The organism is Streptomyces sp. NPDC020362, from assembly GCF_040642095.1.
Lineage (GTDB): Bacteria > Actinomycetota > Actinomycetes > Streptomycetales > Streptomycetaceae > Streptomyces.
Map to the genome: position 1 here is coordinate 1 of NZ_JBFAET010000026.1, position 23,693 is coordinate 23,693.

At 69.4% G+C, this 23,693-nt stretch carries 13 protein-coding genes and 1 pseudogene; 7 read left to right on the forward strand and 7 right to left on the reverse strand.

The genetic code is table 11. The annotated features are described in order from the left end of the window. Positions 1–43 precede the first annotated feature (43 nt). The gene (locus AB0H32_RS13360) at positions 44–1,585 is read right to left on the reverse strand and encodes an SDR family oxidoreductase (protein ID WP_361118884.1); all 1,542 of its coding nucleotides are present in this window, start codon (positions 1,583–1,585) and stop codon (positions 44–46) included. A 359-nt stretch (positions 1,586–1,944) separates the two neighbouring features. Here AB0H32_RS13360 and AB0H32_RS13365 point away from each other — a divergent pair, with 359 nt between their 5' ends. From AB0H32_RS13365 to AB0H32_RS13375, 3 genes and pseudogenes are all read left to right on the forward strand, one after another. Beyond that, positions 1,945–2,733, forward strand: a complete 789-nt coding sequence (locus tag AB0H32_RS13365; RefSeq protein WP_361118886.1) for a maleylpyruvate isomerase family mycothiol-dependent enzyme — start codon at positions 1,945–1,947, stop codon at positions 2,731–2,733. Positions 2,734–3,020: 287 nt separating this feature from the next. Further along, the gene (locus tag AB0H32_RS13370) at positions 3,021–3,164 is read left to right on the forward strand and encodes a hypothetical protein (protein ID WP_361118982.1); all 144 of its coding nucleotides are present in this window, start codon (positions 3,021–3,023) and stop codon (positions 3,162–3,164) included. Further along, positions 3,130–3,318 (forward strand): annotated as a pseudogene (locus AB0H32_RS13375) (transposase); the annotation flags it as partial. The gene AB0H32_RS13370 and the pseudogene AB0H32_RS13375, both read left to right, overlap by 35 nt. A gap of 365 nt (positions 3,319–3,683) precedes the next feature. Here the strand turns inward: AB0H32_RS13375 and AB0H32_RS13380 are convergent. From AB0H32_RS13380 to AB0H32_RS13395, 4 genes are all read right to left on the reverse strand, one after another. After that, entirely contained in the window at positions 3,684–7,085 is a 3,402-nt protein-coding gene (locus AB0H32_RS13380) for an amino acid adenylation domain-containing protein (protein ID WP_361118888.1), read from the reverse strand. A 339-nt stretch (positions 7,086–7,424) separates the two neighbouring features. Next, positions 7,425–8,384, reverse strand: coding sequence for a fatty acid desaturase (locus tag AB0H32_RS13385; RefSeq protein WP_361118890.1), 960 nt, complete (start codon positions 8,382–8,384; stop codon positions 7,425–7,427). A gap of 476 nt (positions 8,385–8,860) precedes the next feature. Then, complete coding sequence (locus AB0H32_RS13390; protein ID WP_361118892.1) at positions 8,861–9,118, reverse strand: phosphopantetheine-binding protein; 258 nt, start codon at positions 9,116–9,118, stop codon at positions 8,861–8,863. A 15-nt stretch (positions 9,119–9,133) separates the two neighbouring features. Beyond that, positions 9,134–9,352, reverse strand: coding sequence for an MbtH family protein (locus tag AB0H32_RS13395; protein WP_361118894.1), 219 nt, complete (start codon positions 9,350–9,352; stop codon positions 9,134–9,136). 438 nt (positions 9,353–9,790) lie between these two features. Here AB0H32_RS13395 and AB0H32_RS13400 point away from each other — a divergent pair, with 438 nt between their 5' ends. From AB0H32_RS13400 to AB0H32_RS13410, 3 genes are read left to right on the forward strand one after another with little or no spacing between them, the layout of a single operon-like run. Beyond that, positions 9,791–12,262: a type I polyketide synthase gene (locus AB0H32_RS13400; protein WP_361118896.1), complete on the forward strand. Its 2,472-nt coding sequence runs from the start codon at positions 9,791–9,793 to the stop codon at positions 12,260–12,262. After that, positions 12,259–16,620: an amino acid adenylation domain-containing protein gene (locus tag AB0H32_RS13405; RefSeq protein WP_361118898.1), complete on the forward strand. Its 4,362-nt coding sequence runs from the start codon at positions 12,259–12,261 to the stop codon at positions 16,618–16,620. The genes AB0H32_RS13400 and AB0H32_RS13405 overlap by 4 nt, the downstream gene beginning before the upstream one ends. Next, positions 16,617–17,390: an alpha/beta fold hydrolase gene (locus AB0H32_RS13410; RefSeq protein WP_361118900.1), complete on the forward strand. Its 774-nt coding sequence runs from the start codon at positions 16,617–16,619 to the stop codon at positions 17,388–17,390. The genes AB0H32_RS13405 and AB0H32_RS13410 overlap by 4 nt, the downstream gene beginning before the upstream one ends. Positions 17,391–17,581: 191 nt before the next feature. On the opposite strand, the gene AB0H32_RS13415 is transcribed toward AB0H32_RS13410, so the two are convergent. Both AB0H32_RS13415 and AB0H32_RS13420 read right to left on the reverse strand, forming a co-directional pair. Further along, positions 17,582–18,301 (reverse strand): LmbU family transcriptional regulator, encoded by a 720-nt coding sequence (locus AB0H32_RS13415; RefSeq protein WP_361118902.1) that lies wholly within the window; start codon positions 18,299–18,301, stop codon positions 17,582–17,584. Positions 18,302–18,583: 282 nt separating this feature from the next. Next, positions 18,584–19,825, reverse strand: coding sequence for an IS701 family transposase (locus AB0H32_RS13420; RefSeq protein ID WP_361118904.1), 1,242 nt, complete (start codon positions 19,823–19,825; stop codon positions 18,584–18,586). Between the two features lie 546 nt (positions 19,826–20,371). Here AB0H32_RS13420 and AB0H32_RS13425 point away from each other — a divergent pair. Then, positions 20,372–23,668 (forward strand): amino acid adenylation domain-containing protein, encoded by a 3,297-nt coding sequence (locus AB0H32_RS13425; RefSeq protein WP_361118980.1) that lies wholly within the window; start codon positions 20,372–20,374, stop codon positions 23,666–23,668. The last annotated feature ends 25 nt before the right edge of the window (positions 23,669–23,693 follow it).

Below are 23,693 nucleotides of genomic sequence, written 5' to 3' on the forward strand. Positions count from 1 at the left end.
GCCGACGCCGACTCGGCCGGGCACCTGCAGGGCGGTGGCGGGCTCAGTCACCGTCCGTCGCCTTCTCCAGCGACCGGATGTACCCGGCCACGTCCTGGGGCGTCCAGATCGCCGCCGCGTTGACGGCCTCCGACACCGCCGGCTCGTCATCGACGCAGAACCGGGGCAACCGCTGCGGAAGTTCGATCTCCGGCAGCGTCGCGAGCTGGCCCGCCACCGCGGCGACCCACACCTCGTCGACATCCAGACGGCCCACCGCCGCGTACCACTCGCGGTCGTCCAGGGGCTCGAGCGCGTGCCCCGCCTCGCGCAGGCCGGCGACGAAGTCGCGCGTGCTGCACACCCGGTTCGGGACGGCGTTGACGAAGCGGCAGCCCGGTTCGTCCGACGGCCGGGCGAGGTCGATGACGACGTGCGCCACCACGTCGGCGGGCACCGCCTGGAACAGCTCGTTGCCGGGGAGGTCGTAGCTGCTCGGGTAGCGCCCGGTCAGCAGGATGGCTTTGGTCCAGCTCCACACCGCGTCGTTGCGCTGGATCTGGCGCGCGCCGCCGTCACCGAAGACGCCGGGAATCCGCACGACCGACACACAGGCCCCGAGTTCGGCGGCGCGCGCGAAGTAGGCCTCGGCGACCGCCTTCGAGCGGCCGTACCCGTCGGGATCCGGGGGGAGCGCAACCACGGGCCCGGCGGTGATCTCGGTCTCCGGCGGGTAGTGCTCCGGGAAGAGCACCCCCTTGGTCGAGACGAAGGTCACCGGCTTGCGGCGCCTGGTCACGGCGAGTTCCAGAATCGCCGCAGCACTGTGCGCGTTCGCCGCGGCGAGCATGGCGTAGGGCAGGACGTGGTTGACCCAGGCTGCGCAGTGCACGATCCCGCCCACGCTCTGCGCCAGCTCGTCGTACGTGGCACGGTCCAGGCCGAGCGACGGTTCGGCGATGTCACCGGCCACGATGTCGAGCCGGGCGGCGTAGTCGTCCCGCCAGAGGCCGAGCCGCTCCAGATGCAGGACGAGCTCGGCGCGCCGCGCTTCACCGCCCCGCACCAGAGCGGCGACCTGCCGGCCGCGCGAGAGCAGGTCGGCCAGTATGAAGGCCCCGACGAAGCCTGACGCGCCGGTGAGAAGCACTGTCCCGCCGGTGGCAGCCGCCGAGTCAGCGGAAAGAGCCGGCGTGATCCGACGCAGTCGCTCGGTGATCTCGGCGTGGATCGCCGCGTCGCCCCCTGCCGGGTCCGGCAAAGCCGGTACGTGCGGCAGCCGCGGTCCGGGGCCGGCGTCATCCGCACCGAGGAGCTCGGCCAGGCTCGCGACGGGGGCGCCGAACCGGACAGCCAGCCCCACCGGTGTCGGGTCTTTGAGGAAGTCCCGCAGCGCGAGTTCCACACCGAGTTCGGTGCGGATCCGGCGGACGAGCCGGGTCGCCGTCGGGAGATCTCCGCCGATTCCGAGGAAGTGGTCCCCGGGGCCGACGTCGGTAACACCGAGGACGTCCGCGAACAAGGCCCTGATGACCTCGACCTGGTGCGCCCTGATCGGTTCAGCGGAGCCGACCTGCTCGGACGCGGCATCCTCAAGGGGCGCCATGACGGAACTCCAATCCTTCGAACTTTCCGGCGCCGCATCACTGCCGACGGTGCTGGGGGAATCCCAGTACGCCCGGGTCAGTTCTCGGCGAAGATCGATGGCGAACCGGGGTTCGCGCCCTCATTGTTGAGACAACCGGGAACTTCGCGAAGCCTTCGCAGGCCGGATTCTTTTCCTGTCTTGCCGGCGAGACAAGGGCGGCACGCCTCGTCCCGCCGATCGCCCGAACGCATTTGTCCGATGCAAATGCGGGCATGCGGAGTCCTTTTGGCAGGCGGTATCTGACGGGTCATTTCGTGCGCTACGTCGTCCATGAAGAACGCTGTCCGTTTACCGGAGCACGGTGATAGACATCCGGAGTGGAAAAGACTCTGGAGTTTTCCGATCTGCTGCAATTGATCGACGATCGATCGACCGCCTTCCGCGCCGCAGTCGCCGCCGCGCCCAGCCTCGACGTGCAGGTGCCGACCTGTCCCGAGTGGACGCTGTTCGATCTGGTGCAGTACCTGGGCCGGGGGTGCCGCCGCTGGGCCGCCACCATCAGCGCCGGGCCCGCCGCCACGGCCAAGCCCGCGCCGGAGAGCTTCCCGGCCGCGCCCCGGGAGCGTGAGGCTGTGCCGGCCTGGTTGGCCGCATCGACGCAGGAACTGCTGGACGCACTGCGAAAGGCCGGCCCGGATCGCGGTTGCTGGACCGGGTGGGGCGCCTCGCAGCTGCCGCACACCTGCGGTGCCGTCGCCCGGTACCAGCTCCAGGAGATCGCGGTGCGCACCTACGACGCCCAGATCGCCCTGGGCGCCCCGCAGCCGCTGCCGGACGAGGTGGCACTCGACACCGTCGAGGTGTTTCTGTCCACCTCGTGCGCAACGACGAGCCCTTGGCCGCACAAGCCCACTGCCTTCGACTTCCAAGCCGCCGAGGGCCCCTCCTGGCGCCTCACGGTCGACGGCGACGGCGCACGCTCCGCCCGTCTCCCCGCGCCCGGCACCGATGCCGCCCAGGGCCTGGAAGCGGCCGGCGTCTCCGTCCGTGGCACGGCCAGTGAGCTGGGCCTCTTCGTGCACGACCGGATCCCGTTGGAGTCCCTGCAGATCGACGGGGACGCGGGTCTGTTCGACCTGCTCATCGGCTGGGATCCGGAGGAGTAGGACGTGGCGGTGCCCCACCTCGTCCGCCCCGGGGGCATGCCTCCGGCCAACGGCTACCGCCTCGGCGTGGTGGCCCGGGTCCGCTGATCGCGGTCCCCGGCACGTTCCCCGGATGCCTCGAGCCTGGCCTGCCCACTGCTCCGGGGCAGGCTGTCGGCACCCCGGCTCCGGGTCGAGGTCCCCGCCCGGGCCGTGCTCGCCGAGCCGTATCCCGGGCCCTGTGAGACGGCCGTTCTTGACGCTTCGAGACGTCGCGTGACGAAGCAGGTGAGGAACGGCCGCTGCCCATGAGCCAGCGCGTCGATGGGCCCGGAAGTGGGGCGCCGGGCCTGTTGTCCCGCTTCCGGGTCCAGTTCTACGAGTCTCTCCACGCCCGCGCGGATGCGCTCTTCTGGCTCACACTGGCCGCGGCCCGATGCGCCGACCAGTGATGAGCGGTTGTTCTGCCACGTCCACGGACGTGGCGACCGCAGTTCGGACCGGTTCGTGCCCGGCCGGCCGTATTCCCCCGTCGCCGCTCCGGAGTCCGGCCGCACCTCATGGGGCGCTCTCCTGGACGCGGTCCGCCCGGGTCGGGCGGACGACGCCACCACCTCCAGAAACCCGCCACACACCACGGGACCGCCGAGGCGGCGGCCTGGGACCAGGATGACCCCGGGCCCACCCGCCGCGGCCCCTGGCCGGAGCATGCGGACGCGGAACTGCCTCTTCTGTGCACCACGTTGATCCGGCTGAAGGCCGAGACACCGCCGACCCGTGGACCTGGCTCATCATCGCCACAGGGGCCGTGCTCGTCCCAGGTCGGGGTGGTCCCGGCCAACACCGGACCGAACCGGGCACTCCCGGAACACTCCCGGGCCGGTGCCGGACGCGGTCGGCGGTGCGGTCCGGGCACCGGCGCCAGATCATGTACATCTGGCCTCGCCGCCGCTCGGCTGCGGCGAGGGAGCCTACAGTGCGGGGGCCTCCAGCCGACCCTGCTCGGGCGCGCCCCCTGCAGGGGCCCCGGACGGAGCGGGTGCCGACGCGGCGAGGTCGACGCGTCGGGCCTGCTCCTCCACCGTCGTCGCCTCGAACAGGGTGATGAGCGGCAGGTCCACGCCGAAGGCTCGGCGCAGTGCGCACAAGACCCGTGGCACCAGCAGGCTGTGTCCGCCGAGCTGGAAGAAGTCGTCCTCGGCGGTGACCTCGTCGGCTCCCAGCACCTCGGACCAGATCCGTGCGACGTGCTCCTGCGTGGCGGTGGCGAACACGGCGGCGGGCCGCTCGACCGGGTCCGCCACGGGGGCCGGAGCGGGCAGCGCCCTGCGGTCGTGCTTGCCGTTCGCGTTCATCGGCATCCGCTCGAGCAGTGTGATGGTGGACGGCACCATGTAGTAAGGAAGCTGGGTGCGCAGGTACTGCAGGAGAGCGACCGGGTCGGTGCTGCGTCCCGCCCGCGGCTCGACGTAGCCGGCCAGGCGCCGCTCGCCCTGGGCGTCATCGTGGACGACCACGGCGGCGGCCTGGACGTCCGGGTGCTGGCCGAGTACCGACTCGACCTCCTCCAGCTCGATCCGGAACCCACGCAACTTGACCTGCCGGTCCACCCGGCCCAGCACCTCCACGTCACCCGTGGGCAGCACCCGCGCCAGGTCGCCGGTGTTGTACAGGCGGGCGCCCGGCCGGTCCGAGAAGGGGTGGGCCAGGAATCGCTCGGCGGTGAGCTCGGGACGCCCCACGTAGCCCCGGGCCAGGGCAAGGCCGCCGATGTAGAGGGTGCCGTTCACTCCGAAGGGCACCGGCTGGAGACGGCTGTCGAGCACGTAGAACTCGGTGTTGGGCAGCGGGCGTCCGATCGGGACCGGCTCCTCGTCGCCGCGCTCGGGCATCGGAGTCTCGAACAGTCCGCTGTCCACGGTCGATTCGGTGATGCCGTACGAGTTCACCAGGCGGGTGCCGGGAGGACACAGCTTCGCCAGGTTCCAGTAGTCCTGCATGAACCAGATGTCCGCGCCGACGGCCAGCACCTTGAAGTTGTCCAGCAGCCGCCCCTGCTCGGCCACATAGGCGCTGAGCCGGCGGATCACGACCGGGACGAGGTCGGCGAAGTCGATCCGCTCCTGCTGGAGCAGCGCGTACAGCCGCGCCGGATCGAGCAGCGTCTCACGGTGGCACAGAACCAGCGTGCCGCCGGAGCACAGTGCGCGGACCATGTCGCCGGTGAACACGTCGAAGGCGATGTTCGCAGCCTGGAGGTGCCGGCGCACCACCGTGCCCAGGCCGTAGACCCGCTCCCAGGAGCGGAAGGCGCTCATCAGGGCGCCGTGGGTGAGCATCACACCCTTGGCGCGGCCGGTCGAGCCCGAGGTGTACACGAGGAACGCCTGGTTGTCCGCGTTCGGTTCGGCGTGCGGCACCGGCGTGACGGCGGACTCCGCGCCCGACCCGCCCTCCGCCGCACCGGCGCCCTCGGCGAGCCAGTCGTCGAAGTAGCCGACGCTCGCCCGGTCGGTGAGTCCCGGTATCGAGTCCACCACGTCGCGGCGGGTCAGGAGCAGGCGTACGGAGGCGTCCGAGAGCACGTACCGCAGGCGGTCCACCGGGTGGGCCGGGTCGAGTGGCACGTACGCGCCACCCGCCTTGAGGATGCCGAGCAAGGCCGCCACCGAGTCGGAGCAGCGCGGCGCGCACAGCCCCACCCGGGACTCCGGGCCGACGCCGAGCGCGCGCAGCCGGGCGGCGATGATCCCGGCCCGCCGGTCGATCTCGCGGTAGCTGACCCGGTCCTCCCCGTCCACCACCGCCACGGCGTCGGGTGTGGCGCGGACGTGCTCCTCGAAGAGGTGGTGCACACACGCGTCGGGGGCGATCTCGACGGAGATCCGGTTGTCCCGGGTGAGCATCTCGGCCCGCTCCGGCTCCGAGAGCAGCGGCAGCAGGGACAGCGGCAGATCGGGGTTCGCCACGGCACCGGCCAGCAGCCGCTCGAAGTGGGCGGCCATACGCTCGACGGTGGCGTCGACGAACAGGTCGACGTTGAACTCCCAGTCGCAGCGCAGCCGCTCGCCCTCGTCGACCACGTCCAGGCTCAGGTCGTACATCGCCTCGGCCCGGTCCTCGTCGCAGAACGGGCTGATGCGCAGTCCCGTCAGGTCCGGCGCGGCCCGGGGGACGTTGCGCAGCGACAGCATCGTCTGGAACAGCGGGGCGCGACTGGGATCGCGGTCCGGCCGCACTTCCTCGAGCACGCGCTCGAAGGGAACGTCCTGATGGGCGAAGTCCGCCAGGCACGCCTGCCGGGTACGCGAGAGCAGCTCGCGGAAGGTCGGGTCGCCGGCCAGCTCCGTGCGCAGGGCCACGATGTTGACCAGGCGGCCGATGAGCGGTTCGGTCTCCGGCCGGTGACGGCCGGCCACGGACGTGCCCACGACGATGTCGTCCTGGCCCGAGTAGCGGTGCAGCAGGGCCGAGTATCCGGCGAGCAGCGTCATGAACAGGGTGGTGTCCGAAGCGCCCCCCAGTTCCCGCAGCCCGGCGGTCACCTCGGCGGACAGGGTGAACGACCGGGTCCGGCCCGCGTATGTCTGCACCGGCGGCCGCGAGCGGTCGGTCGGCACCCGCAGGGTGGGCAGCTCGCCGCTGAACCGCTTGCGCCAGTGCGCCAGCCCCCGCGCCATCGGGTTGGCCGCGCCGCCCGCGAGCTGCTCGTGCTGCCAGTGGGCGTAGTCGGCGTACTGGACGGCGAGCGGTGGCAGCGGATCGGCGGCACCCGCGAGGAAGGCGTCGTAGAGACGGCCGAACTCGGTCGTCAGCGTCGCCATCGACCAGTCGTCGGCGATGATGCGGTGCAGGTTGATCAACGCGACGGTTTCCCGCTCGGTGACCGTCAACAGCGTCACCCGTAGCAGGGGACCCCGGCTGAGGTCGAACGGCGCCCGCGCGTGCTCCGCCACGAGCCCCCGTACCCGCTCCTCGGCGTCGTCCGCGCGGCGCAGGTCGACGATCCGGGGCTCCCAGGCGTAGGTGTCTGCCGGGGCGATCGTCTGTACCGGCTCGCCGTCGACCGACGTGAAGGTGGTCCGCAGGGTCTCGTGCCGCCGCACCAGGGCCTGGAGGGCACGGGTCGCCACGCCGAGGTCCACCGGACCCGACAGACGCAGGGCGCACGGCATGTTGTACGCCGGGTCCCCGGGGCCGAGCTGGTCCAGGAGCCACAGGCGCTGCTGTGCGAAGGACAAGGGAGCGCCCGCGCCCGCAGGCCGCCTGGTGATCCCGGTCGGCGTCGCCGCGGCGTGCTCCTCGAGCTGCCGCACGAGCAGGGCGTGCTTGACGGGGGACTGCTCGCGCGGCCGCTCCGAGGTGTCGCTCATGCCGTCCTACTTTCTTGAGTGCGTCCCATGCGTTCGCGACTCCGGTACTGCGCGGGTGGGACAGGGATGGTGTTCATGCCGACTGCGCGACATGGCTCAGGGCGCTGCTCTCCCTGCCCCGCCGCTTCTTCCGTGCTGCCGATGAGGCCCTGCGAACCATCACCCGGTAGGGCGAGGACAGGCGGAAGGAGCCGCGCCCGTGCCCACGAGCCGGGGGAGGGCCATCGTGAGTGCCGCCGACAGGTTCGACGTCATGAGGCTTCCACCGGCTCGCGGTCCGTGACGAAGTGGGCGGTGGGCCGGCGGCATCACCAGCTCCGCCCTTCGGCAAGGGTGGTGCTATTCGGCACGGGTGCCGTCCGCCGCACGGGCCCTTGGGCCGTTGGCGGTGGCCTCCCGGGCGATGGCACGGAAGAACTGCGGGTAGCTGGAGGAGGTGTGCTTCGCGTACGACAGCGTCAGATCGTGCCGCTGACGGAGCTGGTTGATCGGGACGACCATGGCCGCGTGGTGCTCGATGTGCAGGTTGTTGCCGTTGGTGTACCAGGTGCTGAACCAACTCCCGGTTATGGAGCGGGTGTTCCGCAGCACGTCTGTGCTCGTGTTGTCACACATGATGTGCTCGGGCAGTTCGACGAGGAAGTGCAGAGGCACCGCGACCAGCAGGGGAAGCAGCCACACCGACAGCACCAGTCTGCCCTGGCCGAGTGCGACGAGCGCGACAGCCGCGAGGATCGGCAGCACGAACAGCCGGTATTCGGCGACCACTTCACGCCTGCGGGCCGGTGCGATCTGTCCGGTGTCGTACGTCCAGGAGCCGGTCCAGGCGCGCGCGACGTCCGCGACCGCACCGCCCAGCCGGCCGAAGGCCAGGGCCTCACGGACCAGGACCCCCCAGGTGACGGGCTGGCGCGAGTCGAAGCCGAAGAACTCCGAATCCTGGTCGGTGCCCAGATAGCGGTGGTGCTGCAGATGCCGGACGCGGTAATGGCTGTACGAGACCAGCATGGGCACGCCCAGCGGGACGCCGACGATCCGGTGCCAGCGGGCACGTCGAAATGCCGAGTGGTGCAGACACTGGTGTTGCAGTTCGAGCCAGTGTGAATACATCGCGCCGATCAAGAAGACGCCCAGCGCCCGCAGCGGCCACGGCCCGCTCGACAGGGCGAGCGCCGCACCGAGCGCCCAAATGGCGTATGCGATGAAGAGTTTGAAGATAAACGTCCGCTCGTCGACAGCGCTGACTTTGGTCCGTCGGAACAGGTCCTGCGGCGACGCTGCGCTTACGTCGGAAGTCATTTGACACCTTCCCCTGTGGCAGCCTTCTGCGAGATCGCTGCGGCAGCCGGGCGCGAGTCAGCGAATTCAGAGGGCTTTAGATGGGCTCTCGCGCTGCAGTATCCTGATCTGCTGCCGATCTGATTGCATACAAACTAATGGCTGTCTTCCGTCACCCGTCCTGGACGGTGGTGGCAGGGGTGCAGATGACTTCGACGCGCGCGGCTGACGCAGGTGGAGTCCTCACCACCTGCGCTCAGCATGTGGGGCGCATCGTGAAAATGGCACGTCCAACGCCGCCGGCCCGCCGACCAAGGCGTGCCTGCTACGGCTTCGGCTTTCGGTCGAATGTCCGGCAAAGGCCGAGAGAGCCGTCAAGAAAGAACGTGAGCCGGTCGAGACCGGGACGGCGGAAATCCTGTGGTGCGCCGCTGCCGGACACCAGCGGTGTAGCCGCGCTCCGGCAAGCAGTTTGGAGCGCGGCGACTGCGGTGCAGTCAGACCGCATCGTCAACCAGGTCGCTGAGCGCATTGCTGAGGTCCCTGAGCACTGGATTCTTGAAGATGATGCGGGTGATGCGGGGTATCCCAAGTTCTTTGCTCAGGAGCTGCCCGAGGCGCACTGCGACGATGGAGTTGCCGCCGATGTCCAAGAAATTGTCATCGATGCCGATGTTCGTGTCGCCCATGAGGCTCTGCACGCTGCCGACCACCAGCGCGTCCATGGGGTTGCGGAACTCGCTGTCGCTCACCATGTATCCGACACCTTTCTAACGAGGTTCATCGCCCATCTCCCTGATCAGGCTGGCCGGCCTCATGTCCGTCCAGTGCCCGGAAACATAATCAAGACAGTTCTGGCGAGTGTCCTCGCCATGAACCACGGTCCAGCCGGCCGGTACGCTGCTGAACGCAGGCCACAGCGAATGCTGATTCTCGTCGTTGACCAGGACCAGGCATGCGCCTTCTTCATCGTCGAACGGATTCGCCACGGACTCTCCTCAGGAATCAATCAAACGGCCTGCATATCGCAACAGGAGACGGCCGACCGGTCATGAGCGGTAGTGATCCCGTGCACTGATCATAGGTCAGCGTCACGGCCACGTGACTGTAACCGGCCGCCGCCGGCGCAGCATCAGAGCATTTGAGCTCACATTGCGTCCGTCTCGCTGGCGAGACAAACTTGGCTGCAGCCAGTGTCCTGAGTCTCTAATCCACTGTGCAATTACTCGTCGTTCACCGGGAGGCGTTCAAGCTGAGCCGGCGAGGCACTGGAGGTCCTCTTCGGCGGCCTTGAACCAGGTGAAGGGCCGCGGGCCTCGTGTCATGGGCCGCACCATTGACCAGGGACGGTCCGCGTCTCCATTCATGGGTTGCTGTCGAGAGCAACTCCCACATAGGTCGAGCTTGTTCATGAAGTGGGTAATGTGATGCCTGATCGTGTTGCCGTGGTAGGGATGTCGATTCGTGCCGCCAGTGTCCGGGACACAGCGGAATTCTGGCGAATCATCAGCACCGGCCGCTCCGGTCGGCGCGAAATCGACCGTGCGGAATTGGCGCGGCGCGGAGTACCGGATCGCATCTACAAGGACCCTGCATACGTGCCCGTCGTGTATCCCATGCACGACAGCCTCGGGTTCGATCCGAAGGCGTTCGGCCTCAGTCGGTCCGAGGCGGAGCTGACCGACCCGCAGCATCGCGTGATCATGGAGGCGAGCTATCGCGCGGTGGAGAGTGCAGGGTGCTTCATCGGTTCGCTGCCGGGTCGCGTCGGAGTGTTCCTCGGGGCGCGCACGAGCGACTACGGTGCCCGGATCGAAGTCCACCAGGCCTCGTCCGGTGGTGACCTCGACCTCGCCAGGCTCGCGATCGGAACCGATCCCGACTACCTGTCCAGCCGGATCTCCTACGCCTACGGCCTCACCGGTCCGTCGATGACCGTGCTGACCGCCTGCTCGTCCTCGAGCGTTGCCGTGCATCTCGCATCCCAGGCAATCCTTGCCGGCGAGTGCGATTCGGCACTGGCAGGGGGCGTCGCGGTCAACGTGCGCGACGCGGGCTACAGGTTCGCCGAGGACGGCATCCACTCACCGCGAGGGCGCTGCGAGCCGTACATGGCCTCGGCCGACGGCACGGTCGACGGCAACGGCGTCGCTGTGCTGTTCCTGCGTCGGCTGGACGTGGCGTTGGCCGAGGGCAACCCGATTCTCGGCGTGGTCGCCGCCACCGCCGTGAACAACGACGGCCGGGAGCGCGCCGGCTTCACCGCGCCCGGGTTCGACGGTCAGGTCGCGTTGATCGAAGAGGCCCTCGACGTCGCCGAGCTGAAGGCCTCCAGCATCGGCCTGCTCGAGGGCCACGGCTCGGGCACACGTATCGGAGACGCCCTGGAGATCGACGCTGCGACCCAGGCTTTCCGGTCCACCGGGGCGAGCGAGGGCGCGTGTCGGCTCCACTCCGTCAAGGCGAACATCGGAAACCTCACTGCGGCAGCAGGCGCAGCGGGCATCATCGGCTGCCTCCTGGCCTTGCGCCACAACGAGATCCCACCCAACGCCCCCCTGGTGGGGGGAGCACGACCGGCGGACCTGCAACGGACGCCCTTTGTGCTGGCGGACAAGCCGGTCGCCTGGCAGCGTTCGGACGGTGGCCGCTACGCGGCCGTCAGCTCCTTCGGGCTGGGTGGGACGAATGCGCACATCATCATCGGCGACGCCGTGCCGGAGGTGCGGATCGCCTCGCGCAAGGGGCGGTCCTGGCAACTGCTGCCGCTGTCCGCAGACGATCCGGAGCGCCTGACGGCAACCGTCGGAGCCGTGCGCGAAGCCGTGGACGACGCCGCAGCCGGTGTCCGACGGGACATCGGCCACACACTGCGCACCGGCCGCCCCGAACTGAAGGCCCGCGCAACCGCGCTGATACCTGTGGACGGCAGCACGACCGGCGTGAGCTGGCCGGATCCGGAGCGGTTCCGCATGGCTCCCGAAGCGCCGCCGGCACTGGTCTTCATGCTTCCGGGGGAGGACGTCAGGCCGTCGAAGGCGGCGCTCGCGCTCTACGAGGCGGAACCGGTCTTCCGATCGACCGTCGACGACGGTCTCGCCGCCATGGAACACACCCTGGCTCCCGAGATGTTCGCGGCGGTACGCGCCGCGTTCCTCCACGGTGAGCTGCCGAGCGCCACAGAGGCTTTGCAGCCGGTGCTGCACCTGCTGGGCGTCGGGCAGCACGCGCTGCTCGCCGATCTGGGAATCAGCCCCGACCTGCTCGTGGGAGAGGGGGTCGGTGAGCTGACCGCAGCTCAGCTGAGCGGTGTCCTCTCGTTCGAGGACTCGGCCCGAGCGGTGTGCTGGCGCGCCCGGGCCATGGCCGACACATCGGGCGAGGCGGAGGCTGCGGTCCGCTTCACCCGGCAGATGCGCGATGTGAGGCTGCAGGCTCCCGCGACGCCGACGATCTCCTGTGCCACCGGAACGTGGCTGACCGGCGAGGAGGCATCCGATCCCGGATACTGGGGCGCGCAACTCCAGGATCACGGCCTCGTCGACGAGGCCGTGCGCACCGTGGTGTCCGAGTACCCGGAGGCCGTGTACCTCCAGTTGACCAGCGGGACGAGGCTGCTCGACGCGGCCCGGCGTGGCGGCGTTGCCGTGGACGCCACCCTGGCCATGACGACCCATCAAGATGCCGCAGAGGGCTGGTCGTTCCTGCAGGCCGTCGGAGACCTCTGGCAACGAGGCGTGCAGATCGACTGGGACGCCTACGCCGAGCACGACCTCGCGCTGCGGGTCGACACGGCCCCGCGGAGCTTCGGGCGGACTCCCTACCTGCATCCGGCGTTGCTGGATCACTGCGCTGCGATCGACCCGGCGGAACTCAACCGGAAGCAGGCCGACCGATGACTTCTGACGCACGCACGAACCCGACCTCCTTCTCGCAGCAGCGGCTCTGGTTCATCGAGCAGCTGGTGCCGGGGACCGCCCTGCACAACCTGCGCGCACAGTTCGCGGTGCGCGGCGAGCTGGACGTGCGGGCACTGGAAAGGGCCGTCAACGGCGTGATCGGCCGGCACGAGGTGCTGCGGACCCGCTTCGACGTCCAGGACGGCGTTCCCGTCCAGCATGTGCTGGACGAGGCGCGAGTCACGGTGCAGACGCTCGACGCGTCCGACGACGCCTCGGTCTTCGCCGAGGTGGAGAGGTTCGCCCGCGAGCCCTTCAGCCTCTCCGATGCTCCCCTGGTGCGCGTGGGCCTGGTGCGAGGAAGCGGTGACACCGCAGTGCTGGTGTTCGTGCTGCACCACATCGTGTCGGACACCCGGTCCATGGGGATCTTCCTGCGCGAGGTCGCGGAACTGTACCGGCAGGACAGGCTGGGCACGGTGCCGGCCCTCCCCGCGGTGCCGATGAGCTACGTCGACCACGTGGTCGGGCAGCGCGAGGCGGCGAAGACGCCGCACGCCATCGAACAGCGGACGGCACACCTGAGCGATCTGTCCGGCTTTCCCACGGTGCTCGACCTGCCGGCCGATCGCCCTCGGCCGGCCGTGCAGACGTTCGCCGGGGCGTCCTCGTCCTGGCGCGTTCCGCCCTCGCTGGTCCGCAACCTGGAGAGCGTGGCACAGCAGCATGGCGCAACCCTCGAGATGATGGTGCTGGCTTCGTTCTCGGTGGTCCTGCGTATCTGGTCGGGGCAGGCGCGACTGCTGGTGGCCACCCCGGCGGCCCGCCGCGCGTCGGCCGAAACCGAGCGGCTCATCGGCGCGTTCGAGAACACCCTCGTCATCCCGGCGGACATGAGTGGCGACCCGTCGTTCGCCGCATACCTCGAGCGCACCCGGGAAGCGTCCCTCACGGCTGCCGCACGCCAGGACGTCCCCTTCGAGGAACTCGTCGACGGTATGGCGCCGGAGCGGAGCCTGTCCCACAACCTGCTGGTCCAGGTGATGCTGGCGTTCCAGAACGGCCCCGAACCCTCGATGGACCTGCCGGACGCCGGCCTCGAGACGATCGGAGCCCGGACCGAGAACTCACTGTTCGACCTGGTGCTCGAGGTGGCTCCCCGCGACGAGGGTCTCGACTGCCGCCTGCAGTATGCGACCGATCTCTTCGACCGGGTCACGGCGGAGCGATTCGGCCGGCACCTGCGGCAGGTGTGGGACGTCGTCGCCGCCGACCCGGATGTCCGCGTCGAGAGCATCGAACTGTCCGATGCGGAGGAGCTGGCCGAGCTGGCCGGGCTCGGCACCGGCCCCACGCATCCGGTCGACTCCCGTGCGCTGCCAGCCAGACTTGCAAGGACGGCGCATCGACGACCGGACGCCGTGGCGGTGAGAGCGGCGGACGGTGCCTACACCTATGCCCAGTTCGTCGAGCGAGCAGCGGCGATCGGTGCGGAGCTGGCGGCACGCGGGCTGCGGCCGGGCGATCTGGTCGGCGTCGCGCTTCCCCGCGGCCGCGACCTGCCCGCAGGCCTGCTCGGCGTCTGGATTGCAGGAGGCGCCTACGTCCCTCTTGATCCGGCGTACCCCCGCGCCCGGCTGGAGCACATGACGTGTGACGCGGGCATCAAGGTCCTCATGAGCACGCATGACCTCGCGGACCGCATCCCGGTGCCCGCGGGTGCCGAGCTGCTCCTGCTGGACGAGCCGATGTCCGCCGCCCCGGCCGATCAGCCGGTTCCTGCGCCGGACGGCGACAGCGTGGCTTACGTGATCTACACCTCCGGTTCGACCGGCAACCCCAAGGGGGTGTTGGTCAGGCACACGAGCCTCGGGAACCTGCTGGACGACTTCGCGCGCGAGACAGGTTTCGACGCGGGTGACCGGATGCTCGCGCTGACATCGCTCTCCTTCGACATCGCGGGACTGGAGCTCTGGCTCCCGCTGCTGACCGGAGGAACGCTGGTCATGGGACCGCCGGGGGTCGGGGGCGACCCGGAACGGCTGCATCGGCTGCTCTCCGACGAGGAGATCACCGTGGTGCAGGCCACCCCGGCGACCTGGAAGCTCTACACCGCCTCCCAAGCCGTCGCGCCGCCTGCGCTGAGGCAGATATGGAGCGGCGGAGAGCACCTTCCGCACTCGCTCGCCCAGGCGCTGACCGCGTTGGGACCCGAGGTCCACAACCTCTACGGACCGACGGAGACCACCATCTGGTCGACGCGTGCCGTGCTGCGGCGGCTGGACACCGTCACCGGACTCGGGCGGCCGATTGCGAACACCGGCCTGTTCGTCACCGACGCCGCCGGTCGGCAGGCCCCCATGGGGGTGCCGGGCGAGCTGTGCATCAGTGGTGCGGGTCTCGCACTCGGCTACCTCGGTCGACCCGAACTGACCGCGCAGCGGTTCACCGAGCTCCAAGGGGTGCCGGTATACCGCACCGGGGACCTCGTCAGGTGGCGGTCCGACGGAAGCCTCGAGTACCTGGGGCGTCTCGACGACCAGGTGAAGATCCGTGGGCACCGCGTGGAGTGCGGGGACGTCGATGCTGCGGCCCGGGCCTGCCCCGGGGTCCGCGACGCCTGCACGCTGGCCGTGCCGACCGCCGCAGGAGAGGACCAGTTGGTCACCTTCGTGACGCCTCGGAGCGTGCCGGAGCAGGCCGGTGACACCACGGACGTCCGGCCCACCATCTGGGAGAACACCCACGCCGAGGACGGGCCCGCCGCGGAGGACGACTTCGATCTGAAGGGCCGGCAGAGCAGCTGCACCACGCAGTTGTTGCCCGCGGCGGACAGACAGGACGGGGTGGCGCAGACCGCCGCGCGGATCTCGGGCACGGGTGCCCGCACCATCGCGGAGATCGGCTGCGGCACCGGCTCGCTGCTGCTACGGCTCGCCCCCGCGACCGACGGCTACCTGGGTGTCGACTTCTCCGCGAAGGCCATCGGGGAGGTGCGGGACGCGGTGGTTCGGCGGGGGATCGCCGATCGGGTGCGGCTGGCCACGGCGACTGCCACGGAGATCAGCAAGGTGACGGCCGGGGAGCTCTTCGACTGCGTGGTGCTCAACTCCGTCGCCCAGTATTTTCCCGGCCGGGACTACCTCACGGAGGTGCTGACCGAGGCAAGCAAGATCGTTGTTCCGGGCGGCCACATCTTCGTCGGTGACCTGCGAAGCCTGCGCTTGACGGAAGCCTTCCACGCCAGCGTTCTGCGGGCGGACGAGCGGATCCGGCCCGCGGAACTGCGCACCCTCGCCGCCCGACACGCGCTGGAAGAGGACGAACTGCTCATCGACCCCGGGTACTTCGCGGCACTGCAGGACGCGCTGCCGGCGGTGACCGGCATCCAGGTGTCGCTCAAGACGTCCGGGTACGACAACGAGATGACGCGCTTCCGTTACGACGTCCTGCTCGAGATGGGCGGCGGGACACCGGATCGAACGGAGCCCCGCGAGTGCTACGCCTGGGAGGAGATCGGCGGTCTCGCCGGTCTGGAAAGGATGCTCAGCGCGTCGCACGCGGATGCCGTCGTCGTCGATGGCATCCCGAACGCCCGCGTAGCCCGCTTCGTCGAGCTCGTGGCGGACGACGACGTACTCCTCCCCTCGTGCTCGCCGGAGGAACTCGATGAGCTGGCTGCCCGCTACGGCCGGCAGTCGCACCACGCCTGGTCCTCGCGGTTCCCGGAGCACGGGCGCGTTCGGACGACGTTCGTCCGCCACAGCCACGCGGACGGGCCGCAGGCGCGGTTCCTGCACCATCGGCCGGCGATCGACGGGCCGCTCAGCAACGACCCGAGGCAGGGTGCTCTGCTGCGCGTTCTGAAGCACAGAACGCGGGCAGCGCTGCGGCAGAGCCTGCCCGACCACATGGTGCCGAGCCGCGTCCTGACCTTGCCGGCGTTCCCCCTGACCCCGAACGGGAAGACCGATCGGAACGCCCTGAAGAGCATCGCCCGGCAACAGACATCGAGTACGGACCACGTCCCCCCGAAGGGACCTGTTCAGGATCTGCTGCACGAGCTGTGGTGCGAGGTGCTGGGCGTCTCCCGGGTCAGCGTCACGGAGAACATCTTCGACGTCGGCACCACATCACTGCTGGTCGTACGGGTACGCCAGGAACTGCGCGACCGGCACGGCATCGACATCCCGCTGACCGCCTTCTTCGCCCACCCGACGATCTCCTCACTCGCCCAGGTTCTCCAGCCGGACGGTGAACGCCGTTCCTCCGGCGAACGAGCCGCAAGCACTCGAACGCAGAATGCGACGGCTGCGCGCCGCCGGAATCACCGCCGACACGAAGACAGGCGGCGATGAGCGCGAGCGCCGTGCGGACCGACGTGTGGCTCCGCCGCTACCGAGATGCCCGGGCTGGAGCAGCCAGGCTGCTGTGCTTTCCACACGCGGGCGGCGCGGCGAGCTTCTACCTCCCGCTCTCCCAGCGGCTCTCGCCCGCAGTCGAGACGCTCGCCGTCCAGTACCCCGGCCGTCAGGACAGGCTGGCCGAACCGTCGGCCCGGTCGATCGCCGATTTGGCCGACGGGGTGGCTGCGGCACTCGCCGACCGGGAGGAGGACGGGCTCGGCCCACTGGTGCTGTTCGGACACAGCCTGGGCGCCGTAGTCGCCTACGAGGTCGCCCGGCGCCTGGAGCCAGGGCCGCTTGCCGGTCCTGCCGCCCTGATCGTCTCCGGGTGCCGGGCGCCATCCCGACTGCGTCCCGATCCGGTCCACCTGTGGGACGACGCCGCTGTTCTGGCGGAGCTGCACCGGCTGGACGGCACCGAAGGCGGCCTGCTCGGCAACGCGGAGCTGGTGCGGATGATCCTGCCCGCCGTGCGCGCGGATTACGCGGCCTTGACCGCGTACGCAGAGTCGGCACCGGCGACGCGGCCCCTTGCCTGCCCGGTCATGGCGATGGTCGGCGACAACGATCCCCTCGTGCCGGTCGACGACGCCTTGGCCTGGGCGCAGTTCACCGCCGGCGGCTTTGGATCGGAACTGTTCCCGGGCGGCCATTTCTATCTGTCCTCGTGCGCAGACCGGGTCACCGACTCGATCCGCCGGATGGTGAAGGTCTGTGCCTGAGTTCAGAGCGCGATGGCGAAAAGGCCGACGCCGATTCGGCCAGGTCCAGCAGCGGACGGGGGCGTCCTTGCGGCGGACGGCCGGACAGCCGACTGCCTTTGGCCTTATGGGGGGGGGCTCTTCGGACTGCGGCGCGGCCGGACCGGAGCGGGCACGGCCGCGCCGGGAGGCCTCCCGGCGCGGCTGCCCCGTCAGGAACGGGCAAGGGCGCGCCGCACGATCTTCGCCGCCCAGGTCTCGATCGACTCGCTGTCCCTCCTGGCGGCCCTCTCCAGCCGCGCCAGGTCCTCGGCCGAGAACTGAAGATTCAGCGGGCGTGCTTCGGGCGCGGAGGTGGCGTTGAGGATGACTGGCGTCGACGCGGGCCCGGCCGCTGCGGCGTCTACGCCGTCTGCCTCGTCCTCGGTGTCCGGCCGCGTCAGCTCGCCCTGCCGTATGAGCAGACTGCTGCGGACGTGCTGGCGCAGCTTGTTCCTGCTCCAGCTCAGTTCTTCCGCCTTCCGCAGCCAGTAGTCCTGCTCCGGTTGCTCGAGCGCCACGACCTCGAGGTGGTGGCTGAAGCTCAGGCCCTGCCGCCTGCGGTTCAGCGGAAACCTGCGTGCGACCCAGGTGTAGTTGCGAAGGGTCTGGTAGCTGAGGGACGTTCGCCTGATGGCTTCCTCGTAACGGTCATGGAACGTGGACTCCCCGTAGACCAGCCAGTCCGCGATCCACCAGGCGGAGGAATCGGCGAAGGAGAACAGCTCGGAGCCGAGCTGCTCCCAGGTGCTGAAGCTCTGATTGGCCGTGAACAGCAGGCCGGACTTGTGGAGCTGGACGCCCGAGCTCCGCTGTGGCCGTGCGAGACCTGCCGCTGCCATCTGCTGCACGGCTGTGCTGCGGTGCCTGGCCGAGGTGACATTTGTACGCATCAGTTTCCCCCTGGACACGTTCCATGTAGCCCTTGATCGTCGCCGATCGTATCGATCACCGAAGGTAATGAACACGTACTACAGCAGCAGATCTTGATGCTGTGTAAGCAATTGAACGCAGTACTTCCGGGGGGCGGATCAGGGCGGGAGCAGGTAGCCGCAGTGGTGATAGTGGGCGACGGCGGCACCGTCCGGTATTCGATGCGCCGCCGGCACTGCTGGGGCCCACAGGCGTTGCCGTGATGGGGGGCAGGACGGCGCGGGCAGGGGTGGACGGCGAAGTCAGCCGGTCCTCTCGGCGCACGCTGCGGCCGGGGCGGTTCCCTCCGCTCTCCCCGCGTCGGCCTGCAAGGGCTCGGGCCGGGAGTGCCGGGCTCGTTGGACGACGAGGAAGGCCAGCGCGAGCATCGCGCAGGTGACGTTCCGGTGCCAGGCGGTCCAGGTGCGGACCTGGTAGCCGCCCAGGCCCACCAGATGCTCTCCCTCGCGGTTGTCCTCCTCGACCTGCCACGTCACCCCGGCCCGGGAGATCATCTCCGGGACCGGGGTGACGACGGGCGCGTGGACCAGGAAGAAGGCGTACTCGTAGTCGAACGGGCCGCCGGTCAGCTGCTTCTTCTCGGTGGACCGGCGGACCAGCAGCCAGTGGGCGAACCCGGCCGCGGGTGCCTGCCCCGGGACCTCCGCCTCGAAGGCGGACCAGTCGTAGAACTGCTGCCCCTTGCTGCCCTCGCCGCACGAGTGGCGTGCCCACCGGTCCCGGCTGATGCCGTAGTGCAGCAGGTCAGCGGCCCGCTCCGCCTTCGGCCGGCGGGCCGTGCCCGGCGGCCCGGACAGCGGCAGGTCGACGGGGACGGCCAGTACGTAGCGCAGGGCACGCTCGTGCAGCCAGGCCCGCAGCTGTGGGTCGCGCCCGTAGTCGGAGTCTGCCGCCACCCAGGAGAACGGCGCCCGGGCGGCCAGCGCACGCTCCAGCATCCGCAGTCCGAGCTGTGGCCTGGTGGCGAACGCGACCTCGTCGGGCACTCCGGCCGCCCGGCACCGGCCCCGGTCGTCGGCCCACGACTCGGGCAGGTACAGGGCCCGGTCGATGAACGCGTGCCCGCCCGCGGTCGCGTAGGTGAGCATCACCATCACCTGGCAGTTGCGCACATCCTTCGTCAGGTAGCAGTACTGGCGGGCGACCCCGGCCGACCGGGTCCCCTTCTTCTGCACCTGGATGTCGTCCAGCACCAGCGTCGCCCCCGGGTCGCCGAGCTCGGCCAGCACGTACTCGCGCACCCGGTCCCGCAGCGCGTCGGCCGACCAGGAGGCGGCATTCAGGAACTTCTGCACCCGGTGCGGCGTGGCGTGCCCCGCCCGTGCCGCCAGAGTCCACCCGTTCACCCGGCCCAATCCTGCCAACAGGCCGTCCATCAGGTCCGCGAACACCTCCCGCGGCTCGGGCCGGGCGAACAGATTTCCCAGCCCCTCCGTAAGTGCCACCAATTCCTCATTGCGCAGGGCGAGGTGTTTTTCCGTCACGCCCGACAGTATGACCACTCGACGACAGCACCGATCAACCGTCTCAAAAACGGCCGTTGTGTTATGCGCCGTCAATCCGCGGCTCTTTCTCGAATACCACGTGTCGACCCGGCCGGCACCTTCGATATTTTGCGCCGTACCTGATAGTTGTCAGTCGAAGCCTTTCTGGCGGCCGCTCCGCGTTGTGCTCCCTGTCTAGCTGGCGAGACATGGGTCGACCCTGTGCTGCGATCACCTGCCGGGAGCGAAAGGCTCTGCTTTGATCACTGCGGTCAGGTGGCCCGGCTATCCCAGTCAGGAGGCGATGTCACCGGGCCGGCTCACTTGTCGGTAGCGAGGTGGCACGGAGATGCAGGTACACGCATGGGGCCACTTATGATCAGGCGGTGTCGTGGTGACGGAGATCGTGATGGCTCTGCCCGCAGGTTCCTGCGGGCAGTCGCAATACCACGTCGGTCTGCCGCTGTAGCGGGTCCGCAGGACGACCACCGACACAGGCAGACCGCTCATCTCGGTCTCTCGTTTTGCACCCTGTAGACATGGCCGATCGGTTGGAGGGCATTCGTGCCTCGAATGCGTCACGAAAATTGGCAGGACATGCCGGATCCGGGTAGTGGTGGCCTCGCGACCGAGCGTCGTTCGCGGGTGGTTCCCGCCACGTCCGCGCAGCGGAGGATGTACTTCGCGTCGATCCTGCGACCGGATAATTCGGCTGATGTCTGGGGGACCGCCCTCGCCGTCGCCGGAGATCTTGCAGTGGACCGGCTCGAGCGTGCGCTCGAGGTGCTGCACAACCGGCATGACGCGTTGCGCAGTGCGTTTGTGGAGCGTGGCGGCGAAGTCGTCCAGGTGGTGCATGACGCGGCCGAAGGCCCTGCACAGCCCTTGCTCGATGTCGTCGACGCCGAAGGGGACTCGCCGGACGAGCGTCGGACATGGGCGGATGCCGAAGCCGGAAGGCTGCTCGAGCTTCCGTTTGACATTGCGTCGGGACCGCTCTGGCGAACGAGTGCGATACGGATATCGTCCGGACTGCATCTCGTGGTCATCGTCTTCCATCACCTCATCACCGACGACGTTTCCGCGCAGATATTCGCGGACGAGCTCCGTGCCGCATACGCCGACCCGAACGCTCCTGCCTTCGCGACGCCGGCCGCGCAGTACTCCGACTTCTGCCCGGCAGGCAAAAGCCCCGAGGTGGATCGTGACGGCCTGGACTACTGGCGCGGCCAGCTGGCGGGTGTTCAGCCGGCACGGTTGCCCGAGGACGGTGGGGAAAGCGGGACCGTCGGTCGCCGGCTCCCCGTCGTTCTTCCGGAGAACGCGATGGCGGAATTCGAAGCATTCTGCAGGGATCGCTCGGTCACTCCGTTCGCAGGCATGCTCGCGGTGTACTTCGTTCTGTTGCAGCGTTGGGCGGGAGCGAGCGACATCACCGTCGGCACGCAGGTGCTCAACCGACCGCACCCGGACCTCTTCGGAACGATCGGGTTCTTCTCCAATACGGTGGCGCTGCGCTGCACAGTGGCACCGACACTGACCTTCGATCAGTTTCTCGGCGTCGTGAGCGAAACGATTTACGACGCGCTCGACTGCCAGGACGTGCCGTTCGAGGCCGTGGTCGCGGCGCTGGCTCCGCAGCGGGAAGCCGACCGCAACCCCCTGTTTCAGGCTGCCATCAGCTATGGCACGCTCGACCCGAGCGACGTATGGGCGCTGGACGGTCTCCAGGTGACGCCCATGCCCGAAGCCGTGGAATTGTCGGGGCTCCAGTTCGACCTGTCACTGGACGTACAACGGCGAGCAGGCGACGTCACCGTCACCGTCGAATACAACCGCCGGCGGTTCTCCGACGAGGCCATGCAGCGGTTCGCCGACGCTTACGGAAGTCTGCTGTGCTCACTCAGCCGGGCGCCCGGTGCCACGCTCGGGAGTATCCCGGTGGTCGGCCGGGCCGCACTGACGGAAGCGTTGGCGCTCGGCGCGAGCGGCGCACCACAGGACGGCCGTGCCCCCGCAGAGTGCGCGTCCGCGTGGGACCTGTTCCAACTGACCGCCGCGACCGTACCCGAGCGGGAGGCAGTCGTAGCGGATGGGGAACGGCTCACGTTCGCCGAACTGGATGGCCGGGCCCAGACGATGGCCCTGGGCCTGCAGGCTCGCGGCGTGCGGACCGGCACCATGGTGGGGATCTGCCTGGCCAGGCGCAGCGATCTGATCGTCGCGATGCTCGCCACCTGGTGTGCGGGCGGCGCATTCCTGCTGCTGGATCCGCAGCACCCGGAGGCCCGCCGCCGCCTGCTCCTCGAGGAGGCGGGCATCACCCTGCTCATCGCGGACGAGGCCTTCGCCGGGGTGGAGACCGTTTCGACGGCCGTGCTCCTGGCGAACGAGGCGAAGCCTGCGGACGGGGATGCTGTCCGTGGCGGTGGCGTCGTCCGTCGCCCGGCCGCGGCTCCGGCCTACGTGGTCTTCACCTCGGGCGCCACGGGGCAGCCGGTGGGCGTGGTCGTCGAGCAGGCGAGCCTGGTCGCGCTCGCTACCACCCGACTGGCGCCGATGTACGCACGGCTGCCCGAAGGCCGTCAGGTGAACGTCGGTGCGCTGAGTTCCCTGACCTGCGACGTATTCATCAACCAGTGTCTCGGCATGATCGCCTTCGGGCACCGGCTGCTGCTGCTCGACGAAGCAGAGAGCACGGATCCGCTCCGGCTCCTTGCCCGCGGCAGGGATCCTGAGACGGCGATCGACGTACTCGACTGCAGCAGCAGCCAGATGGAGATCCTGGTCGACGACGGACTCCTGGCCCTCCCGCATCCGCCGAAGATCCTGGTGATCGGTGGTGAGAAGGCGTCCGACCGGCTGTGGCAGCGCCTGCACGACCAGCCCGGGCTGCTCGCGTTCAACAAGTACGGCCTCACCGAGTGCACGGTGGAGACGACCGCGGCGGAGATTCGCGAACAGCCACGGCAGGTGGCCGGGCGCGCGGCCGGCACGTCCCAGATCTACATCGTCGACGACCAGCTCCAGCTGCTGCCGCCCATGTTCGTCGGCGAGATCTGCATCGGCGGACCCGGCGTGGCCCAGGGATATGCGGGACAGCCCGCGTACACCAGCAGCCGATTCGTCGCCGACCCCTTCAGCCGCGTCCCGGGACAGCGCATGTATCGCACCGGTGACAAGGGCAGGCTGCGTCCTGACGGGCAGTTGGAGCTCTGGGGCCGCCTCGACGACCAGGCCAAGATCCGCGGCTTGCGCGTGGAGCCGGCCGAGGTGGAGGCTGCACTGCTCGCGCACCCTGCCGTCGCGCACGCCGCTGTCATCGTGACCGATGCGGGCACGCGCATGGCCCAACTGGTGGCGTACATCGCGCCCGGCGACGAAGGCCGGGACGGGCTGACGCCCGCCACCGTTCGGGAATTCCTGCGCGGCAGACTCCCCTCCGCGCTGTTGCCCGACCGGGTGGAGGTTCTCGACACGTTCCCGAGCACTCTCAACGGCAGGCTGGACCGCAAGGCACTGCCGGGCATCAAGTCGTCGAGCACCGTGCCGGGCGCAGCCCAGAGCGTCTCGATGTCCGGTGACGTCCGGGTGCGGCAGCTGTGCGAGATCGTGGCCGAGGTGGTCGGCGTGCCTCAGGCGGGCCTTGACGACAACTTCTTCGATCTCGGCGGGGATTCGCTGCTCGCCATGATCGTCATCAGCCGGGTGCGTGCCGTCCTGAATTGTGAGCTGACCCTGCAGGCGATCTTCGAGGCGCAGTCGATCGGGGATGTCGCCGCTCAGCTCGGTGCCGGCGGCAGCTCGCCCCGGCCCGCGCTGGGCAGGAGAAGGAGCTCATGACGATGGCGGCGGGATCGTGCTCGGG

Excerpts from the sequence above, each read along its gene's own strand:
- AB0H32_RS13360 (WP_361118884.1), bottom strand. The coding sequence starts at position 1,585 with ATGGCGCCCCTTGAGGATGCCGCGTCCGAGCAGGTCGGCTCCGCTGAA.
- AB0H32_RS13370 (WP_361118982.1), top strand. The coding sequence starts at position 3,021 with ATGAGCCAGCGCGTCGATGGGCCCGGAAGTGGGGCGCCGGGCCTGTTG.
- AB0H32_RS13380 (WP_361118888.1), bottom strand. The coding sequence starts at position 7,085 with ATGAGCGACACCTCGGAGCGGCCGCGCGAGCAGTCCCCCGTCAAGCAC.
- AB0H32_RS13385 (WP_361118890.1), bottom strand. The coding sequence starts at position 8,384 with ATGACTTCCGACGTAAGCGCAGCGTCGCCGCAGGACCTGTTCCGACGG.
- AB0H32_RS13390 (WP_361118892.1), bottom strand. The coding sequence starts at position 9,118 with ATGGTGAGCGACAGCGAGTTCCGCAACCCCATGGACGCGCTGGTGGTC.
- AB0H32_RS13400 (WP_361118896.1), top strand. The coding sequence starts at position 9,791 with ATGCCTGATCGTGTTGCCGTGGTAGGGATGTCGATTCGTGCCGCCAGT.
- AB0H32_RS13405 (WP_361118898.1), top strand. The coding sequence starts at position 12,259 with ATGACTTCTGACGCACGCACGAACCCGACCTCCTTCTCGCAGCAGCGG.
- AB0H32_RS13410 (WP_361118900.1), top strand. The coding sequence starts at position 16,617 with ATGAGCGCGAGCGCCGTGCGGACCGACGTGTGGCTCCGCCGCTACCGA.
- AB0H32_RS13415 (WP_361118902.1), bottom strand. The coding sequence starts at position 18,301 with ATGCGTACAAATGTCACCTCGGCCAGGCACCGCAGCACAGCCGTGCAG.